Here is an 11,705-nt window from a genome sequence, read left to right as displayed (position 1 = left end):
CCCTTTATCCGTCTGAAATCATCGCCCAAAAGCCACGATGCTCTGGTGTATGGCGCGGCAAGCAATGAGAATAACTCCCCGGGCTTTGGGCCTGATCATGCCCGATCTGGCGGCGACCAAAGAGCGCCGGCGAGCATTTGGCCGGGTACTGGCGGCCAGGCCGGAGGCGATCGCCCAATTGACCGGCAGCTGGTATGAACGGATCGCCCCCTGGCGGAAAACTGTCGATGAATTCGACCGGCGGTTGCTGGGTATCCTGGGGGAGCGCCGGATCGGCCTGCATTTCAGTTCGGCCTGCTGGGAGATACCGGTCGAGCTGGACCCGACCAAAGACGCGCTCCGGACCAACAACCTTGGCGTGCTGAATTATTTTGCCCTAAACCTGGAAGCCGGCAACCCCAGATTCTTGAACCATTTCCCGGGGTGGGTTATTCGCGGCCGGGATTCTTTGATCGTGATCGATCGTGAGCAGGCGGCGGTCAAACGGGTCGAGGGGACGAAGTCCGGCCCGGAGCCGCTCACCCACGTGATCGTCAACGCCCAGCCTTTTGCCCCGGTTTTCGGCCGGTCCACCTGGTTGCTTAGGGAACCGCTTCCCCTGTTAAGCATTTTGGATACTTACAAACCGGAAAAAATGGCCAAATTCACCCCTTTAGACTTGGTTTACCGGTCCAGCTGGCAACGAGAGCTGACAGGGACCGAAGCGGCCAATTTTTATATAATGCTTTTTTCGGTTGCCAACGGCTTGGCCCTGCTCGATGCTTTAACCATCCTCAGTGCCGGCCGAACGGGGACCGTGCCGCCGCTTAGCGCGGTAGACGGGTTCGCCGGATAAAGTTATAATACGCCCATGAAGATCGCCTTGGGCATCTTAACGCAGCCGCTTTATTTAGTTCTTTTCCTGGCGCGCAAGATCGGGATAACCGCCGTCCTGGTCGGCGACAGTTTACTGGGCAAGCGGCCGCTCGAAGCGGTGCTGGTCGGTAGTTTGGTCGGCTGGGTGGTGCTGGCGATACTGGTGGCGGTGGTTTTGATCGCGGCTTGCAAGTTCGTGCTGGAGAACGTGGCGTCCGGCAGCAGCCTGTCGCGCCTGATCGTCATTTTGGGCCTTTACGTGGTCATGTCAATTTTATTATACGTTTTCGTCAATTTTACCAATTTGGTCCTGCACGAAATGGGGTAAGCGCCGTCCGGCAGGCAAGGGAAACGCGCGGTTCTCTTCTCAAAAGAGTATAATATGTTATCAATCGATCCCGGAGGTGAGATCATGGCAAACAAAGAGCAAGGCGGACAGAAGAACGTGAAGAAGGTCGCCAAGTATTCGCTCAAGGAAAAACGGGCGATGAAGCGGGAGAAAGAAGCCCATAAGGGCTTGAACACCCCGTCCGGCGCCGGCGTCTTTACCCCGCAAGCGCAATAATCCTTATCCCGGGCGGCCGCGATGCGGGCAGGGGCGGGAAAAACTGCAATTTTCCGTTAGACGTGACGAAAAACAACCATGAGAGTAGCCGCGCCGTCCAATATCCTGATCAAACAGCTTTTGCGGAAACAGATCGGCCGCGATTTTTACCGCTTTTACGAGACGGTGCAAGCCAACGGCGCTTACCCGTCGCTGATCGGCCAGGGCAAGTACGCGGCGGAGAGCTGCCGGCATGAACGGATCGGCCAATATCAAGAGTTTACGGTCGCGCGCCACAGCGATCTTGTCTCCAGCCAGTCGCTTTTCCGTACGGTGTTAGTCCTGCAGGCGGAGTTCCACCTGCAACCGGTCAAGCCGCCTGATTTTTACGTGCGCAATGACCTGGTGATCGAGCCGTTTACCGGCAAACTGTTCTTACTGCTGGCGGAAGACCTGCGCAAGACCGAGGAGACGATCTTTAAAAGCGACAAGAGCGTCTGGGACCTGTATCGGGAAGGTCTGTTCAAAAAATTCATGCCGCAAATTCAGGGGATGATGGAGAACTTCATGGCCATTGCCAGGCAAAGCGCCGGCCATTCCCTGATCTGGGGTTTGGGGGTTCCCGCCGGTCCGGGCTGGCCGTCGGCGCCGCCGCTGGATGATCTTCCGTTGTTGGAGTTGGACCCGGAGACGGGCCCGGGCGTCTCCAAGCCGGAGGCGATCGTTGCCCGGCTGCGGGAGATCGGCGGGCAAAGGATGACCCAGGAGCTGGCGCGGGAGATATTCGGCGTCAGCGGCAGCCGGGAAGAACAGGCGAGAGAGGCGAAAGCCCTGTATCTTCAGATAATGAAAGCGATGCATCCCGATCGCCACACCACGACGGAAAGCGGTTTACTGGCAGTCAGGCAGTTGAACGCCGCTTTTGACCTGCTCAAGCGCTGACCGGCGCCGCGCCCGCAGAGCGGAGTCTATCTCGTCCGCCACGGCGAAGCCGTTCCCGACAACGTCGGAGATGCTATAATACGGGCAATGAAGCGCGTATTTTTAGCGGTTTTTATCATCGCGGCCGGTCTGCTGCTCAGCGGCTGCCAGACCGTGAGTTCCCCGGCCGGCGAAGAACCGCTTTTTGGCGACCCGCTGGCCAGTAGCCGGACCATGACCGTGGTCATCAGCGACATTCACATGGGGGAGGAGCGGGCGGCTGACGCGGGCTACTGCTGGTTCACCGAAAACTCAAGCCTGCTGGCCGGTTTTCTCGACGAATTAGCCGGGAGCGCGCAGGTCAAGACCCTGGTGATCGGCGGCGATTTCTTCGACGAATGGATCGTTCCCATGGCGACCGAGCCTTTCCAATCCGGCGTCACCTCCAACGAAGGCTACTTCCTGTCGGTGGCCGCCGCCCCCTTGAACCGGGAGATCATCGCCAAGCTCAACGCTATCGCCGACGGCGGCTCGATCGAGGTCGTTTATGTTCCCGGCAACCACGACATGCTGCTGACCGAAGCGATCATGAAAAAGATCATCCCCAACATTGTTTGGGCCGGCACCGGCGCCGGCATGGGGGCCTACTGGCCGGCTGGCGATATTGCGATCGAGCACGGCCATCGTTACGACTTTTTCAACGCGCCCGATCCTTTGACCCGGGCCGGCAGCCTGATCCCGCCGGGCTACTTCATTTCGCGGGTTTACGCGACCAAGACGGCGGCCGAAGGGGTGGTGGTGGAGCCGGCGGCGCCCGGCGCCACCGACCTGGAGTTTTACGCCGCCTGGGAGATCGCCATCGCGGCGATCGGCGTTCACGATCTCGACAAGGACGCCAAGATCATCAAGACGGGGATCGACGGTTACACGGCCGACATGTCGGTCAACGGGGCCAGGGACAACTATGCCGCCACGATCGGGAGCAACTGGGAGCAGCGGCAGGCGAGCAACGAGGTCTATTCCAAGATGAGCGAGACGAGCGCGATCCTGGCCGGCTCGGGGATCGGCTGGTGGGGGAACCTGGAGGAGCCGGCGGTTACGCAATATCTCTTGCCGGGCAGGGCCAAGATCGTCGTCTTTGGCCATTCGCACAAGGCGATGATCAAGAAGAACCTGCTCACGCTGTACAGGATCTACGCCAATACCGGCACCTGGATCGACGCCAAATTCGTGAAATCCGGTTATGCCACGCGGACTTACGTGGTCATCGATCCGGCCACCAGCGGCGGGTCCAACACCGTTACTCTTTATCAATACAACGGCACGGGTGAAGTGACCAAGTTAGCCGAAGAGACGATCTGAACCCGCTCCGATCGCCGGCAGGAAGGAATTAGGAATTAAACAGCGGGTGCCGCCTGATCTTTTTCGATCCGCGCAGCTTGTGGTACCTGTCCGGGTCGCGCTTCTTCAGCTTTGACAACAGCCAGGCAAACTCTTCCTTCACCTCGCGCTTGCCGACCGCGATCCGCCTCCGTGTTCTCCCTTTGCCGATCTTGCGCCGGTCAAAGCAGTAGCCGCGCCGGCACGCTTCTTTCTGGACAACATCGAGGTAAGTGGCGATCGCTTTTAGCGGATAGGGGTGGGACTTGAAGCGGTCGAGCTGGGGGTGGTGCCGGTATCCTTTTGTTTTCCCCTGCAGCACCTTTTGCGCCAGCAAGGACTCTCGCCAGAGCGCAACCAGTCCCTGGGGATCAAGATATTGCGGATGTAAGCTCCAAAGGCGCATAATTTATAGTATAGCGTATGAGGCTTAATGTAATATATTTACTTACTAGCTTTTGTTTTTTTAGGCGGAGTTATCCAAAAATAGATGAAAACACTTGAAAGAAAGAGCATAATTGGCAAGGAGACAGCTAAGAGATTATTCCCCTTTCTCCAGAGGGTTAAAGCTTCTAAGCTTATTATTGCATAACCGATTGATAATCCATTACCAACCAAAAATCTACTAAGCCAATGTTGGGGTACCTTCTTTTTTTCGCTTGTCCATGTTGCCCAACGACCCGCAAATTTAAGGGAAAGCCAAAGGCCAATGAATGTAGGATAATGTAGCTGATAAGACAGCATATAAAGGGTCCTTTCCACCGCGCCACTAAGCTGTGCTAATTGCGACTCATATCTGTTTGAGCTTCTTTTTGTTTTATTCCAGAGCTTATCACGTATCAACATTATAATAATTGATCCGATAAATAATGCAAAGAAATAGGCTAGAAAATCAGCTTTATAAGGGATTGTCTGCCATAGTATGGTGATAAAAACTGTGCCCATATTGACAAAAGATGCTTCTTGAGTGCTCATGGTTAATTCTCCCACCGTCATCTTTTAATGTCAAAGGGAAGAAGGCTATTAAGGGCCTTTGTCCCGCAGAAAAACAAATCTAGCAGTTCATCCCGCACGGGGCGAGCAGGTTGGCTGGGATCATTTCAACCCGTATCTAAGCCAGACCGGGCCGTTCTTGTATTTTTTGCAGCCGAGGAGCGTTAGCTTATCAAGCCGGAGACCGGTGAAAATGTTCAATCCTTTCCCGCCGTCTATCTGGGGGTGGACCAGCAGGCTGAGTTCGTCGGCCAAACCTTGCGTTATCAAAAGATTGCTCAAGATCTTCCCGGTGTCGGCCAGTACGGTCTTTGCCTTGTATTGTTCGGCCAAAAGCGCCAGGGCTTGCTTCAGGTCAATGCGGTCTTGACCGACTACATGATAGTCGTAATGCCGCTCCGTTAGGTAGTCCAGATAGTCGCGCGGGGTGCTCTCCGAGACCAGAACGACGACGTCGCGGCAATACTCGAACCGGCGGCAGCCGTGGAGCAGGCCCTTTAAGCTCCCCCTGGTATCCGGGATCACCCAGTAGGGGAGAGAGGAGGAGCGCTGCGGCTGGCTGAAGTCGGCGCTCGTTTCCGCCGACGGCATCCCGAACATTTCAAATCCGATCCGGGCGGTATTTGAGCCGATCAGCGTCGCTTCGGGCTGATATTGCCCCGCCAATTTATAGTGCAGCGCCATGTCGGGAGTAAACCCGGTCAGCGCCCCGTCAAGAGTGACCGAATTGTGGATGATTACTTTGGGAAGCATGGGGGAATATTATCATCACTTTCTCCGGGAGACAATGGGGACAAAGGGGTTTTGACCGGGAAGGCTGAAATTGTCCGGGGGGCGGCTCGATAACAGGACATGACAAGGGTCGGTCGGATCACGAATGGCGGGAAAGCGGTCTTTGACCAGAAAACGCTTTTTAAGAACGCGGTTCCTTTGCGCGGGCGGTTAGCGCTGGTGCTCAAAGGGATGCCGCATGTGCTCGATGTGATCGTTGACCCGGCGGCGTGGCTCAAGCTCAATACGCTTGACCCGGCGCGGGTCGCCGAGTTCGGGCGGGCCCAGACTTTCCTGGCCTCCCATTACTTCCGCGACCTCGGCCTCCGCGCCTGCTGGGGGACGATGCCGCTCAAGATCATCTATATCATGGGGGATCCGGCCAATATCAAGGCGCTCGATCGATTGTCGAATTCCGAACCAGACCAGGCCGTTCTCAACCTCCGCCGCTTCAGCAACCTGGTCGGGGAATAACCGCCAGCACTAACGGCGGGATCGCTTTATCATTTCCCCCTTTGCTTCTCCAGATACCGCTGGTGATATTCCTCGGCGCGGAAAAAGTCGCTGGCCGGGATAAGCTCAGTGACGATCGGCTGTTTATGCTTTTTCTGCTCGGCTTGCTGCGACTTCTCCGCCGCGGCTTTTTGCTCGTCATCATAATAGAAGATCACCGACCGATACTGCTTGCCGACGTCCGGCCCCTGACGGTCGAGTTGAGTCGGATCGTGGATCCGCCAGAAAACTTTTAGCAGTTCCTCGTAGCTGACCTGCTTCGGATCGTATTTCAGATGGACGACCTCGGCATGCCCGGTATTGCCGCCGCAGACCAGCTCGTAACTCGGATCGGGGACCGTGCCGCCGGCAAAACCGACCGCCGTCTCCTTGACCCCCTTGACCTTGTCAAACTCCTCCTGCACGTGCCAGAAACAACCGGCGCCAAAAGTTGCCTGCTTGAGCTTGGACGCCGCGCCAAAGGGGACGAACTTCAGGGCGACACCGTTGATGCAGTAGCGTTTTCCCGTGGGGCGGGGGCCGTCGTCAAAAACATGACCGAGATGCGCGCCGCAGCGGGCGCAAACGACTTCGGTCCGCTTTATTCCGAGCGAGTTGTCCGGCAATTCTTTGATGTTGAGCGGCGAGACCGGCTCGTAAAAGCTCGGCCAGCCGGTCCCCGATTCGAACTTGGTGCCGGCCTTGAAAAGCGCCGTGCCGCAGCGGACACAGCGGTAAAAGCCGTCCCCCTTGACCTCCTCAAACGAGCAGGTATACGGCCGCTCCGTCCCCTTGTTGGCCGTCACTTCATATTGCTCGGGCGTCAACAGTTTTTGCCATTCCCGGTCGCTCTTGACCACCCGGTCGACAACAACTACCGTTCCCAGTTCGGGGTCGTAAAGCCGGACCTTGCCGCTCTCGCTCGCTTTGGGGGGTTGCGACATAGCTAATACACCTCCGGTTAGGAAAAGAAGCAGATAAAAGGTCAACAGTTTTTTGACCACGGGAACATTTTCCCACCGCTATCTATTAAAGTCAAAGGGCTATTACGGGCCCTTACGGGCCTTATTTCCACAGAAAAGGCAGAACGGCCGATGCACGCATAGCGTTTTACCGCATTTCGGGCACTTCCACCGTTTTTCCTCACGCTTGACGAACTTCCTGACCCCGATCTTTTTGATCAGCGCCAAATTGTCGAGCATGCTCATCCCGTACCGCGTCCGATACCGTTTGTCGAGCTTTTTGAGCCGGGCGCAGGGGAAGATGGGGCAGGTGAAACAGAAGCGCTTTTGGTGGGTGCAAAACTTGATACTGCAGATGCGGCAGTACTTGGGCTTGTTGCGGCCCCAGGAGTTGCAGCCGGGACATTTGTTCTTCTCCCGGAGATGGCCGAGACAGATAGCGCAATTCATCCCGCAGGGGGCGATCAGCACGGTCCCCACTTATGCCGGGGATGGCGCTTGGCATATTCTTGCGCCGTCTCTTTGGTGATCTCGTGCCAGGGCGCGCCGACGCTGGCGCCGACGATCGACGCCAGCGCGCAACGGCACAGGGTGGGGTCGCATTTTTTTAACAGGGTGTCGAAAACCGTGAATGGATCGCGTTTCAGGAAGTCTTTCTTGCCCTTGATCCCGATCTTCCTGAGCTTCCCGGCGATCGTCTTGCCGATGTTTGGCAGGGATTCGAGCGAGTCGTCGGCGGCTTTCTTCATCATGACTTAGCGGTTGTCCGTGGCCGGCGGCAAACCTTCCTCGGTGGTGACCTCGGGGACCGCGATCAGCATGAAGACGCCGAAAACAACGACGACCAGCGCCGCAACAACCGCCAGGATCAGATGGGCCTTCTTTAATTTAAATTTCATCGCCTATTTACCGAGCTTCTTTTGCAGAACATACCCGACCGGGATGCTCATCGCCGGCATCACCAGATAACGGAGGCCGATCTCCTTAAAGTATTGCAGGTACGGCATCTTGGACAAGGGGAGAAGAGCGGCGAAATCGAGCAGCCAGTTGAGCACCAGCCAGACGACGCCGAGCCAGATCCCTTCCGATAAATAATCCTTGTCCACTTTCATAAAGTAAAGAGCGACGCAGACCGCGCCGGTCAACCCGCCGATCACGATCATCAGCGTCTTGAAGAAATGGACGTCGGTTTGCATGAGCCCGAGCAAGGGGATGGCGGCAACATAGGGGACCACCCAGACGATAAAACCGTAACCGATCTTTCTTAACATGACATTCCCTCCTTTTACCTGTCTCTTAGAGCGCCCTGGTCGGATAAAGTTGTTTGATGACCATTAACAGGGTCGCCATCGCAGTGCTGATGTCGTTGGGCTCGGTGTTCATCATCGCTACGACCGTCGTCCCCGTGGCCGGATCGTAGGCGGCGATACAATGATAACCGGGGACCGCGCCGTCATGGCAAAAGAACCCGCCGATCTGCACCCAGCCGAGCCCGTACTTGCAGGTCGGCAGTTCGGCCGAGATGCTGACCCAATCATCGTTGATCCTTTTGGCCTGCATGGCCGGGCTTAACAGGCCGGCGCTGTTGTCATAGATCGCCTTGATGTAGGCCTTGAGGTCGTAAATGTTGGAAATGACCGCGCCCGCCGCCCACATCCAGGAAGGATCCTCGAGGCTCCAATCTTCCGGTGTCCCGGTGGCGGGATTCGGCATGTAGCCGTGCAGGTACGCGCCCGGAAAGGTCTCGACGGTCGCGAACGTGGTATTGATCAGCCCGATCTTGTCAATGACCCGCCTTTTGACCGCCTGTGCCAGCGTTTCTCCCTGAGCGTTGTATTTTTCAATGATCATCCCCAGGATCGTGGTATTGGTATTGGAATAATGATACTCCGTTCCCGGAGCGGCCGTCATCGGCAGGGCAAAAGCGAAATTAAGCAGGTCCTGGGGAGTGTACTTGTGGAACCGGTCGGCCGCGATCGCGGTCCAGAAGGCGGACGAAGCGGTGTAATTGGGCAGGCCGCTGGTGTGATTGAGCAGCATCTTGATGGTGATAACGTCGCCGCTCGGAATGCCGGTGAGGTATTTGTCGACCGTCGCTTCCAGGCTGATCAACCCTTCGTCGACCAGCTGCAGGGTAACGGTGTTGGTAAAGGTCTTGGTGATGCTGCCGGCGCGGAATAGCTTGCGGGGGTCGATCGCCGAGCCGGTGGCGACCTCGTCCGTTCCTTTTACGCCCAGATAATCGCCTTTGCCGGGGACCGAGACCAGGAGGACAAATCCCTCGGCGCTGGCGTAAGTCTTCATGTCGCTCATGATCTTATCGAAGGCCGCGACGGTCGCCGAGTCAAAGGCGGGAGTGGGGGAAGTGGTGCAGCCGGCGGCGATGGCAACGGTGACGAACAGCAGGGCAAAAGCCGTTTTAATTTTCATGCATTACTTACCGGTCAGCGCCCGATTGACGGCGATCATGATCGCCATGCTGCTGCCCGAGGCGCCGGTCACGGCGTCGACCTTGGGCGATTGCGCTTTGACGATCCGGTTGGTCGTGTCAAGCGCTTCGTAGCCGGGGCCGCATTTCTGCTCCATGATCTTGACCTCGGCGATCCGGTGGCGCTTGACCGTCACCTGGACCTTGACGGAGACGAGGAAGTCGCCGAAGCTCCCCGCATAGACCCCGTCGGTTACTTTGGCCAGGTCGAGCGGCTTGATGCTCGCGTATTGGTGTTTAATATTGCTGGCCATTGACTGAGCGCGGAGATAGAACACCCCGGCCAAACAGATGATCACCAGCAGGATAATCCCCAGAACGATCCCGAGCTTTTTTAACATGTTAACTCCTCCTTCACGGTCACTCGACCCTATTATTTTGACAGGAAATGACCAGCCCGTAAACCCCCAGGATGAACAAGGGGAGATGGAGCAGGCCGAACCACCAGTAGACCGCCGGGTTGGCGAAAACGACCAGGACGTTGAAAATGCCGATGATCACCGCGGCGAGCGAGTTGACCCGGAGCAGGGCGAAATTAACTTTCGGATAGAAAGTGATAAGGACCGCCAGGAAGACCGGCGTCATCATGCAAAAGGCGACCCCGCCCGGATTGTTAATTAGATAAAGCGGGTTGAAGTCGGGCAGCCGGGTCGCCGCGTTGATCGGGTCCCAGAACGCCCAGAAGGCGAGGGCGATAAAGGCCCATTTCAGCGGCGTCAGCTTGACCGGCGAAAAATCGTTCCGGCCCGCCGACGCTTCCCAGAACCAGAGCAGGGAGACGAGCAGCATCGTGACCAGGTTCTGCAACAGGATCCCCAGGCCGTATTCCTGGCTAAAGGAAAAGTTTTGCAAGATGTTGAACGCCAGATAGGCGAAGCCGGCGTAGAGGGCGAAGAGCCGGCTAAAGCGGTTGCCAAAGAGCACGATCCCCAGGACAAATAGAAGGGGGACGAGCTTGAAGACGATCTGCCAGTCGCCCAGGTGGTGCATCGGAGCGTTCATTAAATGCGTCGCCAGAAATTGCGGGACCGAGTGCAGCCCTTTGGCGGCGTAAGGGGGGAGAAACTGCAAAAGAATGACCAGGACAAAGAACCAAGAGCGGCGCGTCAGCTTATCGATATCCAGCTTCATTTCGACCTCCTTGCTCAGTCGATCTCGTGCGGGGAAACCTTGCGCTGCTGTTTCAGGGCAGACCGCTGCTTTTTCTCTCCCAGCATCTTTTCCTTGGCCCGCCGCGAGCGTTTCCGCTTCTGGCGCCTGATCTTCTCGATCGCCTGCCGCCGCTGGCTCTTCTTATGGAGGATCCGTTCTTCGATCTTTTCGAGCAACAGCCGCCAGGCGAGAAAACGGTTCACCGCCTGCGAGCGCTCCTGCTGCATCTTGACCTCGAGCCCGGTGGGGAGATGCTTTAAATAGACCGCGGAGGAAACTTTGTTGACGTTCTGCCCGCCGGCCCCCGACGAGCGAAGGAACTTTTCGATCACGTCGGCCTTGCGGATGCCGCGCGCCCTTAAGCGGTTTTCCAGTTCGGCCATTTTTTGGGGCGTTACGTAGGTCATGACCGTTCGTTTAAATGATCTTGATCGTTTTCTGGAGCGAATTGTGCCCCTTCATGATCTTGATCCGGTTCTTTTTGACGTTGTAATGCTCGGCCAAAATATCGATCACCGTTTCGTTGGTCCGGCCGTCGTGCTCCGGCGACGTGATGTGCAGCCGCGTGCCGTGCAGTTCGTTGCGCTCCCCGCCGGGGACGACCTTGATCTCCACCAGTATTTCTGACATGAGGAACCTCCTTAACTGGCTTTATTATACTACAGCAACGGTCCTGAAATTATAACTTTCCCCGCGCGATAACCAAGCATGGTCAAAGTCGCTCGTCCAGCCAGGAGAAATATCCAGCGTCCCGCGCCGGTCGCCGTGGACCAGAAGGCGCTCTTTAAAGGGGCGCTGAGCTTTCGGGGGATAGTGGCGCTGGCGATCAAGGCGCTGCCGGCGGGGAAAGAGATCGGGGAGATCGTCGTCGACCTGGCTGCCTGGAAACTGCTCAACACGCTCGCTCCGGAGCGGATCGCCGACCTGGGCCGGGCCGAAGCGCTTTTCGTTTCCCGCGACTTTACCGCTCTCGGCCTCCGGGTCCGCCGGGGGAGCAAGCCGGAGACGACCGTCTACATCATGGGCGATCCGGAAAATATCAAAGCGCTGGAAAGATTATCGGCCCATAAGCCCGACGAAGCGACCCTCGCCCTGCGGCGGTTCAGCAATCTGCTGATCGATTAAGAGTTAGCCGCCCCGCGCAGCC

20 protein-coding genes are annotated in these 11,705 nt (G+C 57.1%); 7 read left to right on the top strand and 13 right to left on the bottom strand.

Annotated features, from left to right (window positions below; all coding sequences use genetic code 11):
- Positions 1-49 precede the first annotated feature (49 nt).
- From WC529_01980 to WC529_01960, 5 genes are all read left to right on the top strand, one after another.
- Positions 50-835: a hypothetical protein gene (locus tag WC529_01980; protein ID MFA5113045.1), complete on the top strand. Its 786-nt coding sequence runs from the start codon at positions 50-52 to the stop codon at positions 833-835.
- A gap of 15 nt (positions 836-850) precedes the next feature.
- Positions 851-1,183 carry a hypothetical protein gene (locus WC529_01975; GenBank protein ID MFA5113044.1) on the top strand — a complete coding sequence of 111 codons (333 nt, stop codon included), beginning with the start codon at positions 851-853 and terminating at the stop codon, positions 1,181-1,183.
- Positions 1,184-1,237: 54 nt separating this feature from the next.
- Positions 1,238-1,420 (top strand): hypothetical protein, encoded by a 183-nt coding sequence (locus WC529_01970; GenBank protein MFA5113043.1) that lies wholly within the window; start codon positions 1,238-1,240, stop codon positions 1,418-1,420.
- Between the two features lie 78 nt (positions 1,421-1,498).
- The gene (locus WC529_01965) at positions 1,499-2,341 is read left to right on the top strand and encodes a hypothetical protein (GenBank protein MFA5113042.1); all 843 of its coding nucleotides are present in this window, start codon (positions 1,499-1,501) and stop codon (positions 2,339-2,341) included.
- Between the two features lie 87 nt (positions 2,342-2,428).
- On the top strand, positions 2,429-3,682 hold the full coding sequence (locus WC529_01960; protein MFA5113041.1) for a metallophosphoesterase: 1,254 nt from the start codon (positions 2,429-2,431) through the stop codon (positions 3,680-3,682).
- A 28-nt stretch (positions 3,683-3,710) separates the two neighbouring features.
- On the opposite strand, the gene WC529_01955 is transcribed toward WC529_01960, so the two are convergent.
- The 3 genes from WC529_01955 to WC529_01945 form a co-directional block, all read right to left on the bottom strand.
- Positions 3,711-4,106: a pyrimidine dimer DNA glycosylase/endonuclease V gene (locus WC529_01955; GenBank protein MFA5113040.1), complete on the bottom strand. Its 396-nt coding sequence runs from the start codon at positions 4,104-4,106 to the stop codon at positions 3,711-3,713.
- Between the two features lie 38 nt (positions 4,107-4,144).
- Positions 4,145-4,696, bottom strand: coding sequence for a hypothetical protein (locus tag WC529_01950; GenBank protein MFA5113039.1), 552 nt, complete (start codon positions 4,694-4,696; stop codon positions 4,145-4,147).
- A 99-nt stretch (positions 4,697-4,795) separates the two neighbouring features.
- The gene (locus WC529_01945) at positions 4,796-5,446 is read right to left on the bottom strand and encodes a dihydrofolate reductase family protein (protein MFA5113038.1); all 651 of its coding nucleotides are present in this window, start codon (positions 5,444-5,446) and stop codon (positions 4,796-4,798) included.
- Between the two features lie 99 nt (positions 5,447-5,545).
- Between WC529_01945 and WC529_01940 the strand changes: the two genes are divergently transcribed.
- Positions 5,546-5,938, top strand: coding sequence for a hypothetical protein (locus tag WC529_01940; GenBank protein ID MFA5113037.1), 393 nt, complete (start codon positions 5,546-5,548; stop codon positions 5,936-5,938).
- Positions 5,939-5,967: 29 nt separating this feature from the next.
- On the opposite strand, the gene WC529_01935 is transcribed toward WC529_01940, so the two are convergent.
- Genes WC529_01935 through WC529_01890 form a run of 10 tightly spaced genes read right to left on the bottom strand, consistent with a single transcriptional unit; the run spans position 5,968 to position 11,188 of the window.
- Entirely contained in the window at positions 5,968-6,960 is a 993-nt protein-coding gene (locus WC529_01935) for a bifunctional methionine sulfoxide reductase B/A protein (protein MFA5113036.1), read from the bottom strand.
- A gap of 42 nt (positions 6,961-7,002) precedes the next feature.
- Complete coding sequence (locus WC529_01930; protein ID MFA5113035.1) at positions 7,003-7,389, bottom strand: DUF3795 domain-containing protein; 387 nt, start codon at positions 7,387-7,389, stop codon at positions 7,003-7,005.
- Positions 7,383-7,670 carry a helix-hairpin-helix domain-containing protein gene (locus WC529_01925; GenBank protein MFA5113034.1) on the bottom strand — a complete coding sequence of 96 codons (288 nt, stop codon included), beginning with the start codon at positions 7,668-7,670 and terminating at the stop codon, positions 7,383-7,385. The genes WC529_01930 and WC529_01925 overlap by 7 nt, the downstream gene beginning before the upstream one ends.
- A gap of 3 nt (positions 7,671-7,673) precedes the next feature.
- Positions 7,674-7,817 carry a hypothetical protein gene (locus tag WC529_01920; protein MFA5113033.1) on the bottom strand — a complete coding sequence of 48 codons (144 nt, stop codon included), beginning with the start codon at positions 7,815-7,817 and terminating at the stop codon, positions 7,674-7,676.
- Positions 7,818-7,820: 3 nt separating this feature from the next.
- On the bottom strand, positions 7,821-8,189 hold the full coding sequence (locus tag WC529_01915) for a hypothetical protein (GenBank protein ID MFA5113032.1): 369 nt from the start codon (positions 8,187-8,189) through the stop codon (positions 7,821-7,823).
- A gap of 25 nt (positions 8,190-8,214) precedes the next feature.
- Positions 8,215-9,348 carry a serine hydrolase domain-containing protein gene (locus WC529_01910; protein MFA5113031.1) on the bottom strand — a complete coding sequence of 378 codons (1,134 nt, stop codon included), beginning with the start codon at positions 9,346-9,348 and terminating at the stop codon, positions 8,215-8,217.
- Between the two features lie 3 nt (positions 9,349-9,351).
- Positions 9,352-9,747, bottom strand: a complete 396-nt coding sequence (locus WC529_01905) for an FMN-binding protein (GenBank protein MFA5113030.1) — start codon at positions 9,745-9,747, stop codon at positions 9,352-9,354.
- Between the two features lie 19 nt (positions 9,748-9,766).
- Positions 9,767-10,537, bottom strand: coding sequence for a hypothetical protein (locus WC529_01900; protein ID MFA5113029.1), 771 nt, complete (start codon positions 10,535-10,537; stop codon positions 9,767-9,769).
- Between the two features lie 14 nt (positions 10,538-10,551).
- Positions 10,552-10,965 carry a peptide chain release factor-like protein gene (locus tag WC529_01895; GenBank protein ID MFA5113028.1) on the bottom strand — a complete coding sequence of 138 codons (414 nt, stop codon included), beginning with the start codon at positions 10,963-10,965 and terminating at the stop codon, positions 10,552-10,554.
- A gap of 10 nt (positions 10,966-10,975) precedes the next feature.
- Positions 10,976-11,188 (bottom strand): DUF167 domain-containing protein, encoded by a 213-nt coding sequence (locus tag WC529_01890; GenBank protein MFA5113027.1) that lies wholly within the window; start codon positions 11,186-11,188, stop codon positions 10,976-10,978.
- A gap of 78 nt (positions 11,189-11,266) precedes the next feature.
- Between WC529_01890 and WC529_01885 the strand changes: the two genes are divergently transcribed.
- Complete coding sequence (locus WC529_01885) at positions 11,267-11,683, top strand: hypothetical protein (protein MFA5113026.1); 417 nt, start codon at positions 11,267-11,269, stop codon at positions 11,681-11,683.
- Positions 11,684-11,705: the final 22 nt, after the last annotated feature.

Source organism: Candidatus Margulisiibacteriota bacterium (assembly GCA_041650855.1).
Taxonomy (GTDB): Bacteria; Margulisbacteria; WOR-1; order O2-12-FULL-45-9; family XYB2-FULL-48-7; genus JALOPZ01.
Note: the sequence above shows the minus strand (reverse complement) of the source record. Positions and strands in the feature narration are given on the sequence as shown.